This window comes from Synechococcus sp. RSCCF101, from assembly GCF_008807075.1.
Classification (GTDB): domain Bacteria; phylum Cyanobacteriota; class Cyanobacteriia; order PCC-6307; family Cyanobiaceae; genus RSCCF101.
The window spans coordinates 320680-341596 of record NZ_CP035632.1 but is presented as its reverse complement, the minus strand read 5'-3'; the positions used below and the strand labels follow the sequence as shown (position 1 = coordinate 341596).

Genomic DNA, 20917 nt, shown 5'->3' with positions numbered 1-20917 from the left:
TGAGATGACCTCGGTCTACTCCCGCCAGGGTGGCTGCACCGGCGCGTCGACAAACAGCTTCACCATGCCCTCCCGATCCAGCTCTCGCACCGTTGCGCCGCTGCAGCGTCTGCTGGCCGCCCTGAAGCCCCATCGCCGAACGGTGCTGCTGGCCAGTGCCTGCTCGGTGCTCAACAAGATCTTCGATCTGGCACCTCCGGCCCTGATCGCCCTGGCGGTGGATGTGGTGGTGCAGCAGCAGACGTCGTTCTTCGCACGGATCGGGCTGGTCACCGTGCCCCAGCAGCTGCTGGCCCTGGTGCTGCTCTCCTTCCTGGTCTGGACCGCGGAATCCCTGTTCGAGTACCTCTACGCCCTGCTCTGGCGGAATCTGGCCCAGACGGTGCAGCACGAACTCCGTCTCGAGGCCTACGACCACGTCCAGCATCTCGAACTGGCGTTCTACGAGCGCGGCAGCACCGGCCGCCTGCTCACCATCCTCAACGACGACATCAACCAACTGGAGCGCTTCCTCAACCAGGGCGCCAACGAACTGCTCCAGCTGGCCACCACCGTGCTTCTGGTGGGGGGCGCCATGCTCGCCCTGTCGCCCGGCGTGGCCGGCATCGCGTTCCTGCCCATTCCGGTGATCCTGGCCGGGTCGCTGCGCTTTCAGAGCCGTCTGGCACCGCGCTACGCGGAGGTGCGGGATCAGGCCTCGGCCATCGCCTCGCTGCTGACCAACAACCTCGGCGGCATCGTCACCATCAAGAGCTACGCCACCGAGGCCCGTGAAGCCGTGCGGCTGGCCGAGCAGAGCCATCGGTACCGCACTGCCAATTCCAGGGCCATCAAACTCTCGGCGGCCTTCATCCCCCTGATCCGCTTCGCGATCCTCTTCGCCTTCCTGGCGATCCTTCTGCTGGGAGGCCTGCAGGCCTGGCGGGGCGCTCTGGCGGTGGGCAGCTACAGCTTCCTGGTCTTCATCACCCAGCGCCTGCTCTGGCCTCTGACTCGTCTGGGCAACACGCTCGACGAGTACCAGCGCTCGATGGCCTCGGTGAAACGGGTCCTCGATCTGATCAACACGCCCATCAGGATCGCCACCGGCGAGACGGCCCTGCCCAAGGCCCGGGTGCGCGGTGCCGTGGAATTCCGGGATGTGCACTTCGCCTATCAGGGCCGCGAGCCCCTGCTGAACGGCTTCAGCCTTGCCATTCCCGCCGGTCAGACCCTGGGGATCGTGGGAGCCACCGGCTCCGGCAAGAGCACCCTGGTGAAACTGCTGCTGCGCCTCTATGCCATCAACGCCGGCCGCATCCTGCTGGACGGCATCCCGGTGGAGAGCCTGAGGTTGCAGGATCTGCGCCGCGCCATCGCTCTGGTGAGCCAGGAGGTGTATCTCTTCCACGGCAGCGTGGCGGCGAACATCGCCTACGGCAGCCCTGACGCCACCACGGCCGAGATCCGGCGTGCCGCGCGACTGGCCGAGGCCGCAGCCTTCATCGAGGAGCTGCCCGACGGCTACGAGACCACCGTGGGGGAGCGCGGCCAGCGCCTCTCCGGCGGCCAGCGCCAGCGCATCGCCCTGGCCCGCGCGATCCTCAAGGAAGCTCCCGTGCTGGTGCTCGACGAGGCCACCGCGGCGGTGGACAACGACACGGAAGCGGCGATCCAGCGCTCGCTCGATGCCATCACGCACGAGCGCACCACAGTTGTGATCGCTCATCGCCTCAGCACGGTCCGTCACGCCGATCGCATCGTGGTGATGGAGCAGGGCCGGATTGCGGAATCGGGCAGCCACGACCAGCTGCTCCACGCCGACGGCGCCTACGCCGGTCTCTGGCGCGTTCAGGCCGGTCTGCGGCCCGATGAGGCCCTGGCGCTCTGAGCGCAGGGCCCCGGTCGCGGGCAGGATTCCCACAGCGACGCTGCCGACCATGCCCCGTTTCGGGCCTGTGCCGACGGCCGTGCTGTCGCTGAGCATCGTTGCGGCCCTGGCCGTTACCGGAGGCGGCGCTCAGCTGGTGCTGGCCTCGGGGGCGGCCGGCGAGAGCCTGGCGCCAGGGGGGATGGAGCACTCGCTGGCCGATCAGCCCCTCTCGATCTTCGCCCTGCTGCTGGCGATCACGGTGGTGGTGCCGCCGCTGGTGCGGCGCCTGGGCCTGCCCGAGCTGGTGGGGCTCCTGCTGGCGGGGATCGCCGCGGGCCCGCATGTGGCCGGCTGGCTGGACCCGGCCAGCGAGACGGTGGAGCTGCTCTCGGAGATCGGGGCGGTCTACCTGCTGTTCACCGTGGGCCTCGAGATCGATCTCGATGAATTCAGCCGCGTGCGGGGCCGCTCGGCCCTGTTCGGCGTGCTGGTGTTCGTGCTGGGGGTGAGCACGGGCTTCGGCATCGGCTGGGGCTTCGGCTACCCGCTGGTGGCCTGCCTGCTGCTGGGCGCCCTGATGGCCACCCATACCCCACTGGGTTATCCGATCGTGCGCAGCTACGGCGCCATGGCCGATGAATCGGTGATCGTCAGCGTCGGCAGCACGATCCTCACCGACATCGCCGCGCTGCTGCTGCTGGCGGTGGGCCTGGGCATGGGCCGGGGCAGCCTCAGCGGCGAGGGGCTGGCCGGCCTGCTGCTGGGCATCGGCCTCTTCGCCGTGGTGGTGGTGTGGGGCATCCGCTGGAGCGGACGCCGGCTGATTCAGATGGGTCTGAGCGATGACAACCGCTTGTTCCTCGCCGTGCTGCTGGCCCTGTTCCTGGCCTCGCTCGGGGCGGAACTGGCGGGGGTGGAGAAGATCGTCGGCGCGTTCCTGGCCGGCCTGGCGGTGAATTCGGTGCTGCCCGAAGGCCGGGTCAAGGAGCAGGTGATCTTCGTGGGCGGGGTGCTGTTCATCCCCATCTTCTTCATCCACCTCGGCCTGCTGCTCGACCTGGGGGGCCTGCTCAACACCCTGGCCAGCGCCGAGTTCACCGTGGTGATGCTGGTGGGGGCGATCGCCAGCAAGGGACTGGCCTCCGCCCTCGCCGGTCGCCTGTTCGGCTACAGCCGGCCCCAGGTGCTGATGATGTGGTCCCTGGCGATGCCCAAGGTCGCGGCCACGCTGGCGGCGGCGTTCGTGGGATTCCGGGCCGGCCTGCTCGATGAGCGGGTGCTGAGCAGCGTGCTGGCGGTGATGGTGGTGACGGCCACCCTCGGGCCGATCCTCACCGCCCGTGCCGTGCCCCGGCTGGTGGAGGGTGACCCGCTGCAGAGCCTCGAGGACGAGGGGCAGGACCCCGACTGGAACCACTCGGGCGCCGTGGCGCCGCGATCTCTCACGGTGCTGGTGCCCATCGCCAACCCGCGGACGGAGGCCGGCCTGCTGGCGATGGCCGCCCGGCTGCTGCCCGGAGAGGGGGGCGGCGCGGGCAGCCTGGTGCCCCTGGCCGTGGTCTGCCCGAGCCTGGAGGAGAGGCGGGGCGGTCTGGGCCGGGCCATGGCCGCGGCCCGGGCGCGGCTGCGGATGGCCGACGCCCTCGGCGGCGAGCTGCAGGTTCCCACCTCCACCATGCTCCGCCTCGATGAGGACATTCCCGGGGGCATGAGCCGATCGGCACTCGAGCGCGGGGCCGACTTGGTGCTGATGGGCGGGCGCCGCCCGGACCGGCTGCGGCGCTGGCTCTTCGGCGATCTGGTGGACGGGGTCTGCCGGACCGCCCACTGCCCGGTGGTGGTGGTGAGCCTTCAGGGCCTCGACCCGGGCGGGATCCGCACCGTGCTCGTCCCCCTCAAGGACCTGAGCGCCAGTGCCCGCGAGCAGTTCGGGCTGGCCCTGCGATTGCTCGGCACCAACAGCCAGGGAGTGATCACCCTGCTGCACGTGCACGACCCACGCCTCGGCAGCGCCGAACGGTCACGGCTGCGGCAGGAGCTGGAGCACTGGGCCCCGCCGCGCGCGGGCCACCCGCGGGTGCGGGCCGTGGTGCTGCCGGGACCGGGCGTGGAGGAGGCGATCCGGCGCCTGTCCGGCTCCCACGAGCTGGTGATCCTGCGCTCCCAGCGACGCAAGGTGGCCGGACTGCCGGTTCCGGCCAGCGATCTGGCCAGCCGGCTGGTGGCGGGCCTCTCCGCGGCCTCGATGGTGATCAGCGAGCCGATCCACTGATGCCGGGTGCCACGCGGCTGAGTGGCACCTGAAACGGTCCAGAGGGGCGGTCCGGGCGCGATAAGGGGGGTGATGGGTCCAGTCGGACCCAGATCGGATTCGGATCCCCCCCTTTCCTCCCCTGCTTAGGACGATTTGCCCCTTGCGATGAAGCCCATGGCCGTGCGACAACCGGCGGGTCTCCCCAGCCCCATGCGTGTCGCCGTCCCTCTGGCCATCGCAGCAGGCCTGGCCGGAGGCCTCGCGCTGGCCAGGCCCCTGATCTCCCTGTTGAGCGAAGCTCCCCTCGCGGCACCGGAACAGGGCCGGCCCAACCTCACAGCCGCGATCAATCCCTTCCGCAACTGGATGGGGCAGACGGGTGAGGTGTTCCTGGTGCTCGGCACCGATGCCAGCGGCACCAACACCGATGTGATCGTGGCGCTGCAGGTGAATGACGGCGTCACCCGGGCCTTCCAGATCCCCAGGGACAGTTACATCGAGAGCTGGGGGTATGGGGCCCTCAAGGTCAACGCCCTCTACGCCTACGGGGGAACCGAAGCGGTGAAGTCCGAGCTCTCCCACCTGCTCGGCGTCACGATCGATCACCACATCGTGGTGGACCTCGACGGCATCCGCTCCCTCAGCGATCTGATCGGCGGCGTGGAGGTGGACGTGCCCAAGCGTCTGTACTACGTCGACAACAGCCAGGATCTGCTGATCGACCTGCAGCCAGGTCCCCAGGTGCTGCGGGGCCGGGATCTGGAGGGATTCCTGCGCTGGCGCCACGACGAGGAGGGTGATCTGGGGCGGCTGGATCGTCAGCAGCTGGTGCTGCATGCCCTGGTCAAGAAACTCACATCTCCCGAGATCGTGCTGCGGCTGCCCGTGCTGCTGGGGGCCGCCAGCCAGAACATCCGAACCGACCTGGGTCCGATGGAGCTCGGCGGCCTGATCACCCGGATCGGCACCACCGAACTGGAGGCCGAGCGGCTGGACGCCAGGCCCTTCATGCTCAACAACATCAGCTATCTGGAGACCTATTGGCCGGATCTGAGCCGGTGGGAGCCGCGGGAGAGGGAGGACGACGCCTTCGTGTTCTGACCAGGCGGGAGGCCCCACCGCCCCGGCATGGCACACGAAGCCCTGCGGCAGAGCCTGAGGCTGGGATTGAGCGCCGCGATCGCCTGCACCCTGGCCATCCACTGGCAACGGGTCGATTTCGTCTGGTACCCGCTGCTGGCGATCCTCTTCGTGATCGACGACCGGGATGAATCGACCCTGAGAGCGGCGCGGGGCCGCATCCTCGGCACGATCACCGGCGGTCTGGTGGCCTTTCTCGTGCACACCATCCTCGTTGGATGGCCCGGTGTGCTCGTGAGTCTCCTGATCACCATCCCCCTGGTGCGGCGGCTGGGCTGGAGCCCGGGGCTCTCCACCGCGGCGGTGATTCCCGTGATCTTCCTCTCGGTGGAGGCCTACAGCGCCCTCGACTGGACCTACGTGTTCAACCGCGCCCTCGACACGGCCGTGGGCATCGCCGTGGCGCTGCTCGTGTGCCGGCTGCTCTGGCCCCGCAATCGTCTGCAGCAGCTGTGCCAGCTGGACGCCGAGCTTCACGCGCTCCTGCTGCAGCGGCGTCAGCGCATCGCCGACTGGCTGAGACGCACCGGCAGCCCGCCGGAGCCGATCCGGCCGGCACAACTGACCAGCCGCCTGCTCGAAGCGCAGAGGCTCCTGGCCAGCGAAGAGGCCAGCCATGGCGGGCCGCTCAGCCCCGCACGACAGGAGCGCTGGCCGCAGCGGCTGCTGCTGTGGCAGGTGCTGATCCAGCGCTGGATGCTGTGCGAGCGATTGCTGGAACGGCTCGGCCGCCAGCCCTCCCTGCAGCCGCTGCCCGGCCTCGCCGCCGCCCTGACCGGCGCCGCGGATGCATCGGCCGCGATGGCGGACCTCGCCTCCCGCAGCCCGGATCTGGGCCCCTTTCTGGCCCTCTCGCTCGAGGAGGAACTGACACGCCTGCTGCTCCTGCTGCGTCGTCAGCAGCGACTGGAATCAACGCTCGTGGCGGAGAGACGCCCATGAGGGCCCGGCAGCCGCTGACGACACGGCGCGAGCTGCGTCTGGCGGTGATCACGGGCCTGGGCGCCGGCTTCGCACAGCTCAATCCGGTGCCGGACGCGTACTACATGCCCCTGGCGATCCTGGCGGTGCTCTCCGGGAGCTACGGCGGCACGCTCAACATCGGCATGCAGAGGGTGCTGGCGAGTGGCCTCGGTGCCCTGATCGTCGTGGTCTTCCAGAGAGGCCTGTCGCTGCCGCTGCCCCTGGGGATGGGGATGGCCCTGGCGACGACACGGCTGCTGGGGGCCGCCCTGGGGCTGCAGGTGGGGTACAAGGTGGCGGGCAACATCGTGGTGATGGGCTGGCTGGTCCATTCCCGCGATGTGCTCGTGTGGGGCCCGCTGCGGGTGGTCTGGACGATCGTCGGGGTGATCGCGGCGCTGCTGGCCGTGCGCCTGATCTGGCCCGACCGGGCCATTCCGCTCCTGCACGGGCGGCTGGCCGATCTGTTCAGAGAGCTGGCCCGCGACCTGATCGAGGAGGCGGAGCGGCTGGAAGGACCGGCCGCTGCCACCCGGCGGAGCAGCGCCTGGCGGCGGCAGCGCCGCAGCACCCTGCTGGGAACACTCGATCGCTGCCGGCAGGCCCTGCCGGATGCACGGCGGGAGCTGGGCAACCGCCCGGAGGATCACCCGCTGAACCGGATCTGGAGCCGGGCCGAGCTGCTGGCCTCCCAGCTGATCACCGCCCTCGACGGGCTGCGCAGCCTCAGGCCACCGGGCGATCCCGGAGAACACGCGGATGTGGCGGCGCTGCACACCGCGGAAGCCGAGGTGCTGCGGCGGGGCTCCGACCGGCTGCTGGAGCTGGCCGGAGCCCTGGGCCATGCGGAACCGCTCCGAAGCATCGGGCCGGCCGGGCCGCCGCCGCCCCAGAGCCCTGCCGGGGCGACGCGCTCCGGCCTCGGGCGGGCCATCCGGCAACTGGACCGGCAACCACCGCAGGACATCCCCGCACCGCGATGGCGCCAGATGGCACGGCGCGCCATCCTCTGCAGGCAGGTGGAGGCGGCGATCCAGGAGCTGCTGCCAGCCCTGAACCTGTCCAGGGGCGCTGGGGTCGGAGCGAAGCCGTCCTGAAACTGATTAGCACCCTGCGTCCCGGCCCCGCTGCGATGGTGTGCCTCAGGCCGATGTTCTGGGCGACGCTGCTGAGTGCCGCCGGAGCGGCCGCGGTGATGGCCGCAGAGGGCCCGGGGAGCAGCCGCGAGCTGCTGGAGCGTCGCTGGCGGACCCTGGACAGCCAGCTGGAGGAGCTTGATCAGCTGCTGCCGGCGGCGCCGGCCGTTCAGCCCGATCCGCTGCGGGAGCCCGGGCTGCGGCCATGGCCCGGCGGCCTGCTGCAACCCAACCGGCCGGCCTCCGCTCCGCTGCGGCCCGACGAGGCCGTTCCAGCTCCGGCCCTGAGCCTGCCGGGCCCCGAAGCGCTGGAGCGGCCTGTCGTCCGCTCACTGGACCTGACGCAGGCCCTGAGCCTGGCCTTCGCCAACAGCGCCGCCCTGCAGGTCCAGCGGGAGGAGGTGGCAGCCCAGGCAGCGGAGGTCGCCTCAGCCTCGGGTCGCTACTGGCCCCGTCTCAGCCTGGCGGCCGATGCAGCGCTGCTGCGGCGCAACCCCAGCCTCAGCGCCTCGGAGGCCAACAACGATCTGGGTTTCGGCCCTCTGTTCGATCCCGAGCTCCCGATCCGGCCGGAGGCCACCACGGCAGCGATTCCCGGGCCCTTCTACGTGCCGGCCGGAGGCGGGGTCCGCTTCCGGGAGACCCAGAGCCGATTCGAGGCGGCGCTGCAGCTCGATTACGACCTGGTGGATTTCGCCCGCACCCCCAGGCTGCGGGCCGCGCGGGCCCGGCTGGAGCGCAGCCGGCAGACCTACGCCCTCAGCCTCCGAGGGCTGCAGCTCGACGTGAGCGAGGCGTTCTATGCCCTCCAGCGCGCCGATCAGCTGGTGCGGCTGCGGCAGGCGGTGCTGCGCAACGACATGGTGATCCTGGCCGACGTGCTCGAGCTCGAGCGAGCCGGGCTGGTGCCGAGGGTGGACCGGCTGCGGCGCAGCGCCATCGAAGCGGCGGACGAGGAACGGCTGATCCAGGCCCTGGCGGACCGGGCCGTGGCGCGGCGCCGCCTGGCCACCACGCTGAACCTGCCGCCCGATGTGATCCCGACCGCCGCCGGACCGATCACCCTCCAGTCGCCCTGGCCGCTGGATCTGGAGGCCAGCCTGCTGGCGGCCTACGAGAACAATCCGGAACTGGAGGCCGTGCTGGCCACCCGGCGGGCCCTGGCCCTCGAGCAGGATGTGGTCGCGGCCGACACGCTGCCTCGCCTGAGCCTGTTCGCAGCGGCGGGCGTCAGCGGATCCAGCGTGGCCAACGACGATTTCGAGGTGGAGGGTGGCGGCTGCTGCGGCAGCAGCATCAGCCCCCGGCTGAACCGCAGCAGCACCGACTGGTCGATGGGCGTGGCCATCCACTGGCTGCTCTTCGATGCCGGCCGCACCGCCAACCGCGCGGAGTCGCTGGCACGCCGGGAAGCGGCCGCCGGGCAGCGCTACGCCGCCCGCCGCAACGCCCTGCGCCTGCGCCTCGAGCAGGCGTTCTTCGAGCACCAGGCCAGCCTGGCCCGCGTCGCGGCCGCCCGGCGCGGCGTGGGGGCCAGCCTGGAGGCCTTCCGCGACATGAGCCTGCGGTACCGCAGCGGTCTCAGCAGCGAGGTGGATCTCTCCATCACCCAGGAGCGGCTGGTGAGCGCCATCGTGCAGCGGCTCGAGGCCACCGTGAGCGGCAACATCACCTACGCCCGCCTGCTGCGAGAGCTGCTGCCGGTTCCGCGGGACCCCGGGGCGCTGATCGAGCCGACCCTGGAGCTCATGGGTCCCTCAGGGGCCGGAGCCGGGCCGGGCTGACCACCAGCGTTCGATCCGATAGCCGAGCAGGGAGAGAAACATCACCATCCAGAACCACAGCTCCGGCGGATTGGCGTTGCACAGCACCACGAGCAGCGCCGCTTCCGCCACCAGCCAGGGCAGCTCGCGTCGCAGCGGTGAAGAACCGGGATCGCGCATTCAGGGCAGGGAACCGGGCTGGCGCAGGGCGGGCCGATCGCTCTGGCGGTCGATCCCCGGGCTGCGGTAGCCGCCGGTGAGGGTGCGGAGCCCCGGCAGCACATAGCTGCCGGGGCTCCGCCACTCCACATAGGCGTGACCCGCCACGGTCAGCCCCTCGCGCACCGGGAACACGGCGCTGCCGCGGGAGAGGGTCCAGCGGTAGCCGTCCAGCGACCGGTCATCGGTGTCCAGGCTGATCTGCACCCGCATCACGGGCCCGCCCTGGAGCAGCTCACGCGCCAGCTGGGCATTGCCAACCGTGGTGCTGATGTCCTCCTCGCTGGCGGGCAGGCTGAGCACGCTGCGGACCCGGCCTTCGATGCCCCCGAACCGGCCGCGCTGCTGCCAGAGCGGCACCACCTCAACCGGCAGTCCGGGGCGGAGGCGACGGGCATCGGCCGGGGCGAAGTAGGCCACCGCCTCGAGCCCCTCCTGCCGCAGCGGCGCGGCGGCGGCCTGGGGCAGCGGCCGGCCGATCGTCCCCAGCCGGGCACCCGTGGCGATGGTCTGACCCGGGATCACCTGGAGGTCGAGCACATGGCCGTCGCGCGGGGCCGTCACCGTGCCGTCGAAGGCGAGCCGGGCCTCACTGACCCGCAGCTCCCGCCGCAGGTCATCGATGCGATAGCGGCGCTGCAGCTGCTCGGTCTCGATCGCCAGCTTCACCGCCTGAAAGGAGGTGAGCAGGTTGGTGCGCTCGATCGCCAGGTCATCCAGGCTCACGGCGGTGGCGGTGAGGCCGGCCTCCGCTCCCACCACCGCGGCGGAGAGAGGGGCCACCACCGCGCGTTCGGAGAGCCACTCCAGGCTCTCCAGCTTCTGCTCGTAGGTGCTGCGGAGCTGCTGCAGACGCCGCTCGTCGTCATCGAGCTTGGCCAGCGCCGTGTCCAGGGCCGTGCGTTCCGTGCTGAGACGCAGCGCATCACGGCGGTCGAGCGCCCCGTTCTGACGCTCCAGCTGGTCCAGGTTGCCGCGTTGCCTGGCCAGCTGCTGCTCGAGCACCGGCAGGTCGAGCTGCATCAGCACCTGGCCGCGACGCACCGGATCCCCGACCGCCACGGCCAGCTCCCGTACCTGTCCTCCGGCACGGGCGTTGAGGATCCCGGCTCCATCAGGAACGATCAGCACACCCTGTCCCACCACCTCGGTGGGCACGGGCCAGAGCAGGGCCCAGCCCACGAAGGCCAGCGCCATGGCGCCCTGGGCCAGACCCACCCGGCCGTGCCCGCTCAGGCGGGACAGGCGCGGCGGAGGCCAACCGGACAGGCGGGGAACCGAGCGGACCATGACCGGCAGCCTGCCGGATGTCCGGCTCGCTGTCAGCAGCATCGAGCCGGGATGATGCCGGGCGCTGGCCGACCGTCCCGTCCCGGCGATGATCACCGGGTCCCGACCGGAACGCTCTGACCATGACGCGCGCGGCAGCGGCCCTCCTCATCGCCCTGACCAGCGCCGGTTGCTCCCTCTCGCCCCCCGGGGGCGTGATCACGCAGGAGGAACGGGATGAGCTGCGCACCCGGCTGCTCAGGGGCTTCGAGCAGGTGCGGAGCTACAGCTACGTGATGATCCACGGTGCCGAGCCCTGCCCCTTCGCGCTTGGCGTGATCAAAGCCGCCCCGACGCTCCTCGACGACATGGAGGCGGCCCGCGTGCAGGCCCAGCCCCTGCTGGATGACCCGGCGGAGGCCCCTGCGGTGGCCTCCCGCCTGAAGGTGCTGGCGAGCTGGATATCGGAGGTCAGGGAGTCCCGGGAGCTGGCCTTCGAGGTGATGCGGGATCAATGCCCGGACAGCTGATGCCCGCAGCCCCCCTGGCGGCCCGGTTCAGATCAGCAGGGTGAAGGACGTGATCACCTGCTCGAACAGCCCCTTCACCTTCGGCCAGCGCACCTCGTTGGTGCTGGCCGCCAGGGTGTAGAGCCGGCCCCGGTCCACCACCACGGTGGCCAGCTCATGCCGGTCGCGGTCGGCGAGGTGCACGGCGAACTCCAGGTCGTAGAAGGTGTGGCCGCTGCCGCTGCGCTCACGCGCCTCGATCAGATCGGCCGAACGGCCGCTGCCGGCTGGAGCGATCACCTGGCGCCGCAGTCGCTCACCCACCGCCACCGCGCTGCCGAGGTCCTCGAGCCGCGAGTCCTGCTCGTCGAGGTCCGAGATCACCAGGCTGACGGTCTCATCGCTGTTGATCAGATCGTGAAACACCAGCCGCGGGCCCCCGCTCACCTGCACGCGGGTCCAGCCGGTGGGGTAGAGGAAGGCATAGCGCCCGTCCGGGCTCTGGTAGGAGTTGAAGCCGGCTGAGGTGCCGCTGCAGGCCGCCAGCGGCAGGATCAGCAGCAGGGCCAGCGCCAGGCCGGGCAGCCCACGCCGGCAGCGCCTGAGCTGTCGGTGCCACAGATCAAGCAGACGGGTCATGGGGAGCGGCGGCGTGCTGCAGCCATTCTGCTGAGCGGCCCGACCGCCCTAGGAGGCCGCTGAAAAACCCTGTCAGCTGCGGGAGAATGAGCCAACGGCACCAGGCGAATGCGCGGACAGCAGGAGCGGACCGGTCCCCTGTTCTCCTATGTCTCCACCGAGGATCGGATTCCCAAGGCCCATCCCCTGAGGCAGGTGCGGCGTCTTGCGGATCACGCCCTTGACCGACTGAATCCCACCTTCTGCAGGCTCTATCCCGAGGGTGGTCGTCCCTCCATCCCACCGGAACAGCTGCTGCTGGCCCTGTTGTTGCAGGCGATCTATGGCATCCGCTCGGAGCGGATGCTGATCGAGCAGCTGGACTACAACCTGCTGTTCCGCTGGTTCGTCGGCCTCAACCCCGACGATCCCGTCTGGCATCCGACCACCTATGGCCTCCGGCCGACTTCGTCTACACCAAGAACCGGGATCGGTTGCTCAATGAGGACCTCATGGCCCGGTTCCTTGAGCTGCTGCTGGCCTCGCCCGAGGTCAAGCCGCTGCTGAGTTCCGAGCACTTCTCGGTCGATGGCACCCTGCTGCGGGCCTGGGCATCCCACAGCTCTCTCGAGCGTCTGGACGGAGTGGATGACGGTGACGGTCCACCACCGCCCAGTGGTGGCCATGGATTTGGTGGGGCTCCCGCGAAAGGCCGCAAACGGACCAGAGGTGATTTCAGGGGGCTGCTGCTCTCCAACCGGACCCATCGATCCGGCAGTGACGCCGATGCGCGGCTGTTCCGCAAATCCAGCGGCACTGGAGCGTTTCTCAGCTATCTGGGTCATTGCCTGATGGAGAACCGCCATGGCCTGGTGGTCGCCAGTGAAGTGACCCGGGCGGATGGCCATGGGGAACGAACCGCTGCGCTGCGGATGGCACAGGCTCTGCCGGGTACTCACCAGAAGACTCTCGCCGCGGACAAGGGTTATGACACCAGGGATTTCGTGGCAGGTGTTCGCTTTGCCGGCGTCACGCCGCATGTCGCCCAGAACAGCGGCCCGCGTCGCCGCTCCGCAATCGACGGGCGAACCGTCCGCCATGCCGGCTACGGCCAATCGATCAAGGCCAGGAAGCGGATCGAGCAGGTGTTTGGCTGGATCAAACAGGCTGCGGGGCTGCGGCAGCTCAAGGCCAGAGGGCGATCCAGGGTCGGGGCAGTATTCCGGCTGCATGTGGCGGCCTACAACCTGATCCGACTGGCCAACCTGCTCAGCTCACGGGAGGCCATGGCATGAAACGCAGGCAACCGGGTGGTCCGATGCAAATAAGAGCCTTCTCCGACATAGTGCCGGCTGGCGGCTGCATCAAAGCCGTCACTCCGGCGACTCGGGAATCGCTGCCAGAAGCACCGAGGTGGGAAACAGCAGGACCAGCTCCTGTCTCGGCTGCAATTTCAGCAGCCTCCTAGATTTCGGCCAGTGGCACGGACCCCCTGAGCGGCTTCACGCGCCCCCTGGCGCGCCTGATCGATCAGTTCGAGCGGCTGCCCGGCATCGGACCGCGCACGGCCCAGCGGCTGGCCCTGCATCTGCTGCGGCAGCCCGAGGAGCAGAGCCGGGCCTTCGCCGATGCTCTGCTGGCAGCCCGGGAGCAGGTTGGCCAGTGCCGCGAGTGCTTCCATCTCTCGGCCGATCCCCGCTGCGAGATCTGCCGCAGCGATGCCCGCCAGACGGATCTGCTCTGCGTGGTCGCCGACTCGCGCGATCTGCTCGCCCTGGAGCGGACCCGCGAGTACCCGGGGCTCTACCACGTGCTCGGAGGTCTGATCTCACCGATGGACGGCATCGGGCCTGACCTGCTTCAGGTGACGAGCCTGGTGGAGCGGGTGCACCGGCTCCAGCCCCGCGAGGTCATCCTGGCCCTCACTCCCAGCGTGGAGGGGGACACCACCAGCCTCTACCTGGCCGGTTTGCTCCGGCCCTTCACCAGCGTGAGTCGCATCGCCTACGGCCTGCCCATGGGAAGCGAGCTGGAATACGCCGATGAGATCACCCTCTCGCGGGCCCTCGAGGGCCGCCAACCGGTGACCTGAGATGGCGATCGAGAGACCGAGGAGCCGCTACAGCAGCATCCCCGTCGGGGAGAGGCTGCCGCCCTGGCTGCGGCGGCCCCTCGGCGAGGCCACGGCAATCGCACGGGTGCAGTCCGCGGTCAAGAGCGGCGGGCTGCACACCATCTGCGAGGAGGGGCGATGCCCCAACCGGGGAGAGTGCTACGCCGCCGGCACGGCCACCTTTCTTCTGGGCGGTTCGATCTGCACCCGCAGCTGCGCCTTCTGCCAGGTGGACAAGGGCCGGGCACCGGAGCCGGTGGACAGCGGCGAGGGCGATCGCATCGCGGCAGCCGTGGCGGACCTGGGACTCCGCTACGTGGTGCTCACCGCCGTCGCTCGCGACGACCTGCCGGATCACGGTGCCACCCTGTTCACCGCGGCGATGACGGCGATCCGACGCCGATCCGCCGCGGTGGGGATCGAGGTGCTCACACCCGATTTCTGGGGCGGTCATGCCGATCCGGCCCGGGCGGTGAGCAGCCAGCGCGACCGCCTGGCGACGGTGCTGGCGGCCCGCCCAGCCTGTTTCAACCACAACCTCGAGACCGTGCAGCGGCTGCAGGGGGTGGTGCGGCGTGGCGCCACCTACCGGCGCTCGCTGGATCTGCTGGCCGCCGCGGCGGAGCTGGCACCGGAGATCCCCACCAAATCCGGCCTGATGCTGGGTCTCGGGGAGGAGCGCGATGAGGTGATCAAGACCCTGCACGACCTGCGCTCGGTGGGCTGCCGGCGCCTGACCCTGGGCCAGTACCTGCGCCCCTCCCTGGCCCATCTGCCGGTGAGCCGCTACTGGCCTCCCGAGGCGTTCGAGGAGCTGGGGGCGGTGGCACGGGCGATGGGCTTCGAGCAGGTGCGCAGCGGACCGCTGGTGCGCAGCAGCTATCACGCCGGCGAGGACTCCGTGGCGGCAGCCGGAGCACCGCAGGCCGGGCAGTAAGGGAAACAGGCCAGGTGGTGGTGACCGCAGCTGCCGCAGTCCGTCTGCAGCTGCAGACCGCAGTGCATGCAGTAATCGGGCAGCTCGCCATCGCGCCGCGGCAGGGGCCGCTCGCACCCCGGGCACTGGTGGCGGGAGAGGGAGCGGAGGGCACTCTCGTAGCGGATGCGCCGCAGACGCTGCTCCTGGGGGCGGTCTGCTCCTGCTGCTTGCGCTCCAGATAGCGCCGCAGCCGGCGGATCAGGACCCGGCCGCCCAGGACCGTGAGCACGGCCCCCATGCCGTAGCGGATGTAGGCGCCGAAGCTGGGCAGGTAGGGAACCAGTTCGATGAAGAACACGTAGAGCCCGAACAGCAGCAGGCCCCAGGCGAAGGGCCACTGCTCGGTGCCGCTCTGACGGCGGAACACCACGATCGAGAGCAGCAGAAGCGGCAGGGCGAAACCGAGGCGGATCAGGAAAGCGATCCATCGCTGCCGGTCCCGAGCCCGGGCATGGCGCTCCACAGCGGACTGCTCCAGATCGCGGAGCTCCTGCTCGAGCGGGGCGATCCGCCCCTGCAGGGCCCGCTGGTCGTCGGCCAGCCGGCGCTGCTCCTCCGACAGATCGCGCTGGGCGGCGAGCTGCTCATCGAGCTGGCGGGCCCGGGCCAGCACCTGGGGGTTCTGGCGGCTCTGCTCGGTGACCGCCCGGGCCGAGCGCCAGGTCTCGAAGCTGCGCCGCTCGCGCTCGTAGGCCTCCTGGGCCGCCTCAATGCGGCGTGCCAGATCCTCCTGGCTCCGCTGCAGTCGGTCGCTCTCCAGCTGCAGCGGCTGCAGCCGGGACTGCACCAGCTCCTCGGCCTCGAGATTGCGGAAGGTCTCCGCCACGGGCGCCGGGCGCAGCAGGGGCAGATCGGCGATCAGCTGCCCACCCACCTGAATCAGAAAGAAGGCGAACAGCAGCGCCACGGCCCACTGGCCGATGCGGATGAGCCGTTCAGGGCCGCGGGTGGGGCTGACCATCAGACCTTCCGCCAGCGGCGCAGAGCCAGGTCGAGCGCTCCATCGCAGGGGGCACTCATCAGCAGGCCGGCACCGCCCCACACCATGCGCAGAGGCAGATCCCAGAGGGCCGCTCCCAGAGAGCGCTGGGGCTGAAAGCCGCGCTGGCGGAAGTAGCGCACCAGGCGGGCGTGACGGCGCTCGTCATCGCGGATGGCCAGCAGCCGGGCCCGGCGGCAGGGGGTGGCCTCCAGGCTCCAGGCGAAGGTGGCGGCCCAGATGAGATCGCCCACACCGGGCGGCGCGCTGGCGGCCACGCGCATCGTGTCCAGCTGCAGGCCGGCGGGCGCGGGGTAGGCCCAGGCCTTGAGCTCCCCCAGAAGCCTGGCCTGGCCGGGTGCCGTGGGCTGCAGCACCACCAGGCGCAGGCTGCGCAGCCCGAGCGGGCGGTTCACCTGCAGGCGCAGCAGCCAGCCCCGCTCCCGGGCCTCCTGCTCCAGCCGGTCGAGCGTGCCCGTGGCGGCCTCCTCAGGTGCCGGCATCGTCCACCGCGACGCCCGCAGCCGCCAGCAGAGCGCGATCGGCCTCCACCTCCGGGTTGCCCGTGGTGAGCAGGGCCTCGCCGTAGAAGATCGAGTCGGCGCCGGCCTGGAGGCAGAGGATCTGGGCCTCCCGGCTCAGCTGATCGCGGCCGGCGCTCAGCCGCACGCGGCTGGTGGGCATCAGAATCCGGGCCACGGCCACCATCCGGACCAGATCCAGCGGATCCACCGGTGGCTGCCCCTCCAGCGGGGTGCCGGGAACGGCCACCAGGGCGTTGATCGGTACGCTCTCGGGATGGGGATCGAGGCTGGCGAGCACCTGGAGCAGGGCGGCCCGATCGCGACGGGATTCCCCCATGCCGATGATGCCGCCGCAGCAGAGGCTGATCCCCGCCTGCCGCACCCGGGCCAGGGTCTCCAGACGCTCCTGGTAGGTGCGCGTGCTGGTGATCCGCTCGTAGTGGCCGGGGCCGGTGTCGAGGTTGTGGTTGTAGGCCGTCAGGCCGGCCTCAGCCAGGCGGCGGGCCTGGCTCTCGGTGAGCATGCCGGCGGTGACGCAGGCCTCCATCCCGAGGGCCCTGACGCCACGCACCATGGCGAGCATGCTCTCGAAGGGAGCTCCGTCGCGAATCTGGCGCCAGGCCCAGCCCATGCAGAAGCGATGGGCCCCGGCCCGGCGGGCCGCCTGCGCCCGCTCGAGCACCGCCTCCACCTCGAGCGCCGGCTGGCCCGTCACATCGCTGCTGTGATGGATCGACTGGGAGCAGTAGGCACAGTCCTCCTCGCAGCCGCCGGTGCGCACGCTCAACAGGGAGGCCAGCTGCACCCGGTAGCCCTCGGGATGCGCCTCGCGATGCACCTGCTGGGCCTGCCAGAGCAGATCGAGCAGGGGCGCGTCCAGCAACGCCTCGATGGCCTCGAGCGTCCAGTCGTGGCATTGACGCTGCGGGATCGGAGGGCAGGAGCTGGTGACCATCGGGACGAAGCGTCGTGGAACGGAGGGGCGTGGAGCGGTGCGGCGGGGAGGGGTGGTTCGGGCGGGGTGCGGGACCTCAGCTGGTCATCACACCGCCGAAGCGCCGCTGTCGGCCCTGGTAGTCCCGCAGGGCGGACGCCAGGCAGGCCCGATCGAAATCCGGCCAGAGCACATCGGTGATGTGGATCTCGGCGTAGGCGAGCTGCCAGAGCAGAAAGTTGCTCAGCCGCTGCTCACCGCTGGTGCGGATCAGCAGATCCGGATCGCTCTCGCCAGCGGTGTGGAGCTCGGCCGCCAGATCGGTTTCGCTGATGGCCTCCGGATCGAGCTCCCCGTTGCAGACCCGCCGGGCCAGCCGCTGCGCGGCGCGCACCAGTTCCCGCCGCGAGCCGTAGTTGGTGCAGACGTTGAAGTGGATGCCGCTGTTGGTCGCGGTGCGACGTGTGGCCCCGTCGATGCTCTTCTGCAGGCTTGCCGGCAGCGCCTCGAGATCACCGAGGAACCGGATGCGCACGCCCTCACTCACCAGGGCGTCGATCTCGCTGCTGAGCACCCGCTCGAAGAGGGTCATCAGGAAGTTCACCTCCTCCCCCGGACGGGACCAGTTCTCGGTGGAGAAGGCATAGGCGGTCAGGGCACCCACCCCCCAGTCGCTGCAGAGCCGCACCATGCGCTTGAGGGTGGCGACGCCCGCCCTGTGACCCATCACCCGCGGCAGACCCCGCCGGGCGGCCCAGCGACCATTGCCATCCATGATCACCGCGATGTGGCGCGGCAGGCGGGCCGGGTCCAGATCAGCCGGGCGGGGCGTCACCTCCGTGCCCCCGGAGAGGGAGGAGCCGGGATCGGTGGAGGGAGGGGCCGGGAGACGGCTCATGCGACGGACTCCGGCGTGTCCTCGGTCACGCTACGTGCCGGCGCCAGGGCGGCCTGGCGCACCGGCGTCGCCCCGGCCGCACTGATGAGCTGGGTGAGGAGATCCTGAAGGCGGCTGCGGGTGATCGGTCGCTGCAGGCTGCCGTGATTGGCGAGCGAGAGGGTGCCGCTCTCCTCCGACACGACGATGCAGAGACAGCGGTCGAAGCGTTCGGTGATGCCGAGCGCCGCCAGATGGCGGGTGCCGTAGCGGTTGAGCCCCTGGCGGGAGAGGGGAAGGATCACCCCGGCGGAGACGATGCGGTTGTCCTGAACCAGCACAGCGCCATCGTGCAGGGGCGTGTCGGAGGCGAACAGATTCATCAGCAGCTCGACCGAGAGCTGGGCGTCGATCGACACGCCGGGATTGAGGAAGTCCTCCGGGCGCAGATCACTGCCGAGGTCCACCACGATCAGAGCGCCACGGCGCTTCTGGGAGAGCCGGCCGGCCGCTTCGCTGAGCTGGGCCACGGTGCCGCTCCTCATGCTGCTGTTGCGCCGGCTGCCGATCAGCACCCCCAGCCTGCCGGTCCCGAGCAGCTCCATCAGCCGGCGCAGTTCCCCTGCCAGAGGATGGCCAGCGAGAGGCTGCAGGCCAGCACCAGGGCATCGATGAGCTTGGAGGTGAGGGGGAGGTTGGCGTAGCGCTGGACGAACCAGGCCACCGCCACCAGACAGAGGTAGCCCCGCAGCAGCCAGACGGTGCGGGTCTCGTTGACCCGGGCGAACAGCACCACCCCGAGGGACGTGGCCAGAAGGAGGTCGAGTAGAAGGCGCAGATCCACCAGGCGCCAGATCACCACCCCTCGTTCAGCCAGAACCCCTCGGGTCAGGGTACCGCTGTGAGCCGGGTGGGAAGGGTGTCGTAGCGCAGCAGATCTTCCGGCCGCTCCCGCCGCTGGATCAGATCGGCCTGTCCGTCGTGCACCAGCACGGCCGCCGGCCGGGGAATGCGGTTGTAGTTGGAGGCCATCGAGGCGTTGTAGGCCCCCGTGCTGAGCACGACGATCACATCGCCGCTGCCCTGCTCGGGCAGGGCCAGCTCGTGCAGCAGCACATCGCCCGATTCGCAGTGCTTGCCCGCCAGCGTGACGGTCTCCTGCGCCGCGGCCGTGGGGCGGTCGGCCAGAAGGGCGGTGTAAGCGGATTGATAGGTGATCGGGCGGGGGTTGTCGCTCATGCCGCCATCGACGGAGAGATAGGTGCGCAGCCCGGGAATGCGCTTTCGGCTGCCCAGGCTGTAGAGGGTGACTCCGGCGGTGGCCACCAGGGACCGTCCCGGCTCGCACAGCAGCCGGGGCAGCGCCAGGTCCCTGCTGCGGCAGGCCTCCTCCACGGAGCGACCCACCACCTCGGTCCAGCGATCGATGCTGGGGGGGTCATCGGCGGCGGTGTAGCGGATCCCGAGGCCACCGCCGACGTTCAGGTCGGTGGCGACATGCCCCAGGGAACGGGCCAGGCGCAGGGCCTCCGCCAGCACCCCGGCCAGATCGCGGTGCGGCTCGATCTCGAAGATCTGGGAGCCGATGTGGGCGTGGATTCCGCTCACGGAGGCCCAGGGCTGCCCGGCCAGGTGGCGCAGCACGGGCTCCAACTCATCGGGGTCGAAGCCGAACTTGCTGTCGAGATGGCCGGTGCGGATGTACTCGTGCGTGTGGCACTCGATGCCCGGGGTGAGCCGCACCATCAGGGGCACCGATGCGGCCGGCCTCGCGGCGGCCAGTGCCGTGAGCAGCTCGATGTCGTGCCAGTTGTCGACGATCACCGTCACCCCCCGGGCGAGGGCGAGAGCGAGCTCCTCGCGGGACTTGTTGTTGCCGTGCAGCACCATGCGGGCCGGATCGACGCCGCCGTCGAGGCCGGTGAGCATCTCCCCGGCCGAGACCGCATCCAGGCCCAGGCCCTCACTGGCCACAACCGCCGAAAGGGCCAGGCTGCTGTTGGCCTTGGAGGCGTAGAGCACCAGCGCCTCGCCGGTGTAATGGCGGGCAAAACCGTCCCGGTAAGCGCGACAGGCGGCCCGGAGGGTGGCCTCATCCAGCACATACAACGGTGTGCCGTAGCGCTCGGCCAGGTCACTGAGGCGGCAGCCGCCCACGATCAGGGCACCGTCGTCGTCCAGACAGGCCGTGATCGGGGCGAGGTTACGGTTCGGGCTGGAGGCGTCCAGATCGGTCTCGAACGGAGCACGCATGCCCGATCACCACGCAAAGTGGCAGCAATGTAGAGAGGTGCATGAGGTCATCCGCGTGGCCCCTCTTGAGCCGGAGGATCTGGCGGCCTGCCTGGCGCTGGATGCCGATGCCATGGGCGGGTTCTGGAGCGAGGCCCAGTGGCGCGAGGAACTGACGGCGACCGGGCGCCTGCGGCTGGGAGCCCGTTGCGGCGAGGACCCGCTGCTGCTCGGGGCCGCCACCGCCTGGCGGGTGCTCGATGAGCTGCACCTGACCCTCGTCCTGGTGCGATCCGCCTGGCGCCGGCAGGGGATCGCCAGGCGTCTGATCACGGCGCTGCTCGAGCGGGCCCGGGAGGAGGGCGCCGCCCACGCCACGCTCGAGGTGGCCGGGAGGAACACGGCGGCCAGGGGGCTGTACGGGGAGCTGCTGTTCCGGGAGGCGGGCCGTCGCCGTGGCTACTACCGCAACGGCGATGACGCTCTTATCCTCTGGCGCCGTCTCGACTGACGGGGACCGGCAGGCAGTCGTTCGGATACCCACCCCTCCCGATCA

Annotated in this window: 17 protein-coding genes and 2 pseudogenes; 11 read left to right on the top strand and 8 right to left on the bottom strand. The window is 70.4% G+C overall.

Annotation, left to right across the window (positions count from 1 at the left end; genetic code table 11):
• Positions 1-64 precede the first annotated feature (64 nt).
• From EVJ50_RS01690 to EVJ50_RS01665, 6 genes are all read left to right on the top strand, one after another.
• Positions 65-1870 carry an ABC transporter ATP-binding protein gene (locus tag EVJ50_RS01690; RefSeq protein ID WP_150882077.1) on the top strand — a complete coding sequence of 602 codons (1806 nt, stop codon included), beginning with the start codon at positions 65-67 and terminating at the stop codon, positions 1868-1870.
• A gap of 181 nt (positions 1871-2051) precedes the next feature.
• Positions 2052-4124: a cation:proton antiporter gene (locus EVJ50_RS01685; protein ID WP_150884771.1), complete on the top strand. Its 2073-nt coding sequence runs from the start codon at positions 2052-2054 to the stop codon at positions 4122-4124.
• Between the two features lie 192 nt (positions 4125-4316).
• Entirely contained in the window at positions 4317-5207 is an 891-nt protein-coding gene (locus EVJ50_RS01680) for an LCP family protein (RefSeq protein WP_150882076.1), read from the top strand.
• A 27-nt stretch (positions 5208-5234) separates the two neighbouring features.
• Positions 5235-6188: an aromatic acid exporter family protein gene (locus EVJ50_RS01675; RefSeq protein WP_150882075.1), complete on the top strand. Its 954-nt coding sequence runs from the start codon at positions 5235-5237 to the stop codon at positions 6186-6188.
• Positions 6185-7306 (top strand): FUSC family protein, encoded by a 1122-nt coding sequence (locus tag EVJ50_RS01670; protein ID WP_150882074.1) that lies wholly within the window; start codon positions 6185-6187, stop codon positions 7304-7306. The genes EVJ50_RS01675 and EVJ50_RS01670 overlap by 4 nt, the downstream gene beginning before the upstream one ends.
• A gap of 53 nt (positions 7307-7359) precedes the next feature.
• A complete protein-coding gene (locus EVJ50_RS01665; RefSeq protein ID WP_150882073.1) occupies positions 7360-9129 on the top strand; it encodes a TolC family protein in 1770 nt (589 codons plus the stop codon).
• On the opposite strand, the gene EVJ50_RS14460 is transcribed toward EVJ50_RS01665, so the two are convergent.
• Together EVJ50_RS14460 and EVJ50_RS01660 are read right to left on the bottom strand one after the other, a co-directional pair.
• Positions 9103-9288: a hypothetical protein gene (locus EVJ50_RS14460; protein ID WP_191964826.1), complete on the bottom strand. Its 186-nt coding sequence runs from the start codon at positions 9286-9288 to the stop codon at positions 9103-9105. The genes EVJ50_RS01665 and EVJ50_RS14460 overlap by 27 nt on opposite strands.
• Positions 9289-10617, bottom strand: a complete 1329-nt coding sequence (locus EVJ50_RS01660; protein WP_191964825.1) for an NHLP bacteriocin system secretion protein — start codon at positions 10615-10617, stop codon at positions 9289-9291.
• Between the two features lie 122 nt (positions 10618-10739).
• Between EVJ50_RS01660 and EVJ50_RS01655 the strand changes: the two genes are divergently transcribed.
• A complete protein-coding gene (locus tag EVJ50_RS01655; protein ID WP_150882072.1) occupies positions 10740-11126 on the top strand; it encodes a hypothetical protein in 387 nt (128 codons plus the stop codon).
• A gap of 27 nt (positions 11127-11153) precedes the next feature.
• Here the strand turns inward: EVJ50_RS01655 and psbP are convergent, their stop codons facing one another.
• Positions 11154-11744 carry a photosystem II reaction center PsbP gene (gene psbP, locus EVJ50_RS01650; protein ID WP_150882071.1) on the bottom strand — a complete coding sequence of 197 codons (591 nt, stop codon included), beginning with the start codon at positions 11742-11744 and terminating at the stop codon, positions 11154-11156.
• Between the two features lie 108 nt (positions 11745-11852).
• On the opposite strand from psbP, the pseudogene EVJ50_RS01645 reads away from it, so the two are divergent.
• The 3 genes and pseudogenes from EVJ50_RS01645 to lipA all read left to right on the top strand — a co-directional run bounded on the left by EVJ50_RS01645 (position 11853) and on the right by lipA (position 14773).
• Positions 11853-13018, top strand: a pseudogene (locus EVJ50_RS01645) (IS5 family transposase).
• A 227-nt stretch (positions 13019-13245) separates the two neighbouring features.
• Entirely contained in the window at positions 13246-13815 is a 570-nt protein-coding gene (gene recR / locus EVJ50_RS01640; RefSeq protein WP_255452638.1) for a recombination mediator RecR, read from the top strand.
• Between the two features lies 1 nt (position 13816).
• The gene (gene lipA / locus EVJ50_RS01635) at positions 13817-14773 is read left to right on the top strand and encodes a lipoyl synthase (RefSeq protein WP_150882069.1); all 957 of its coding nucleotides are present in this window, start codon (positions 13817-13819) and stop codon (positions 14771-14773) included.
• A gap of 1002 nt (positions 14774-15775) precedes the next feature.
• On the opposite strand, the gene EVJ50_RS01630 is transcribed toward lipA, so the two are convergent.
• The 5 genes and pseudogenes from EVJ50_RS01630 to lysA form a co-directional block, all read right to left on the bottom strand.
• The gene (locus EVJ50_RS01630) at positions 15776-16297 is read right to left on the bottom strand and encodes a hypothetical protein (protein WP_150882068.1); all 522 of its coding nucleotides are present in this window, start codon (positions 16295-16297) and stop codon (positions 15776-15778) included.
• The gene (gene bioB, locus EVJ50_RS01625) at positions 16284-17273 is read right to left on the bottom strand and encodes a biotin synthase BioB (RefSeq protein ID WP_150882067.1); all 990 of its coding nucleotides are present in this window, start codon (positions 17271-17273) and stop codon (positions 16284-16286) included. Before bioB ends, EVJ50_RS01630 begins: the two co-directional genes overlap by 14 nt.
• Before the next feature lie 76 nt (positions 17274-17349).
• Positions 17350-18150 (bottom strand): isoprenyl transferase, encoded by an 801-nt coding sequence (locus tag EVJ50_RS01620; RefSeq protein ID WP_150882066.1) that lies wholly within the window; start codon positions 18148-18150, stop codon positions 17350-17352.
• Positions 18147-18991: pseudogene (cdaA, locus tag EVJ50_RS01615) on the bottom strand (diadenylate cyclase CdaA). Before cdaA ends, EVJ50_RS01620 begins: the two are co-directional and overlap by 4 nt.
• A gap of 26 nt (positions 18992-19017) precedes the next feature.
• Positions 19018-20382, bottom strand: coding sequence for a diaminopimelate decarboxylase (lysA, locus tag EVJ50_RS01610; RefSeq protein WP_150882065.1), 1365 nt, complete (start codon positions 20380-20382; stop codon positions 19018-19020).
• On the opposite strand from lysA, the gene EVJ50_RS01605 reads away from it, so the two are divergent.
• Positions 20381-20872, top strand: coding sequence for a GNAT family N-acetyltransferase (locus EVJ50_RS01605; RefSeq protein WP_150882064.1), 492 nt, complete (start codon positions 20381-20383; stop codon positions 20870-20872). The two genes, lysA and EVJ50_RS01605, sit on opposite strands and share 2 nt — an antisense overlap.
• The last annotated feature ends 45 nt before the right edge of the window (positions 20873-20917 follow it).

Bases quoted from the DNA above. Each gene is read 5' to 3' on its own strand.
- EVJ50_RS01620 (WP_150882066.1), bottom strand. From the start codon at position 18,150: ATGAGCCGTCTCCCGGCCCCTCCCTCCACCGATCCCGGCTCCTCCCTC.
- EVJ50_RS01685 (WP_150884771.1), top strand. From the start codon at position 2,052: ATGGAGCACTCGCTGGCCGATCAGCCCCTCTCGATCTTCGCCCTGCTG.
- EVJ50_RS01680 (WP_150882076.1), top strand. From the start codon at position 4,317: ATGCGTGTCGCCGTCCCTCTGGCCATCGCAGCAGGCCTGGCCGGAGGC.
- EVJ50_RS01660 (WP_191964825.1), bottom strand. From the start codon at position 10,617: ATGGTCCGCTCGGTTCCCCGCCTGTCCGGTTGGCCTCCGCCGCGCCTG.
- psbP (WP_150882071.1), bottom strand. From the start codon at position 11,744: ATGACCCGTCTGCTTGATCTGTGGCACCGACAGCTCAGGCGCTGCCGG.
- lysA (WP_150882065.1), bottom strand. From the start codon at position 20,382: ATGCGTGCTCCGTTCGAGACCGATCTGGACGCCTCCAGCCCGAACCGT.
- EVJ50_RS01690 (WP_150882077.1), top strand. From the start codon at position 65: ATGCCCTCCCGATCCAGCTCTCGCACCGTTGCGCCGCTGCAGCGTCTG.
- lipA (WP_150882069.1), top strand. From the start codon at position 13,817: ATGGCGATCGAGAGACCGAGGAGCCGCTACAGCAGCATCCCCGTCGGG.
- bioB (WP_150882067.1), bottom strand. From the start codon at position 17,273: ATGGTCACCAGCTCCTGCCCTCCGATCCCGCAGCGTCAATGCCACGAC.
- EVJ50_RS14460 (WP_191964826.1), bottom strand. From the start codon at position 9,288: ATGCGCGATCCCGGTTCTTCACCGCTGCGACGCGAGCTGCCCTGGCTG.
- EVJ50_RS01630 (WP_150882068.1), bottom strand. From the start codon at position 16,297: ATGCCGGCACCTGAGGAGGCCGCCACGGGCACGCTCGACCGGCTGGAG.
- EVJ50_RS01655 (WP_150882072.1), top strand. From the start codon at position 10,740: ATGACGCGCGCGGCAGCGGCCCTCCTCATCGCCCTGACCAGCGCCGGT.
- EVJ50_RS01670 (WP_150882074.1), top strand. From the start codon at position 6,185: ATGAGGGCCCGGCAGCCGCTGACGACACGGCGCGAGCTGCGTCTGGCG.
- EVJ50_RS01605 (WP_150882064.1), top strand. From the start codon at position 20,381: ATGCCCGATCACCACGCAAAGTGGCAGCAATGTAGAGAGGTGCATGAG.
- EVJ50_RS01675 (WP_150882075.1), top strand. From the start codon at position 5,235: ATGGCACACGAAGCCCTGCGGCAGAGCCTGAGGCTGGGATTGAGCGCC.
- EVJ50_RS01665 (WP_150882073.1), top strand. From the start codon at position 7,360: ATGTTCTGGGCGACGCTGCTGAGTGCCGCCGGAGCGGCCGCGGTGATG.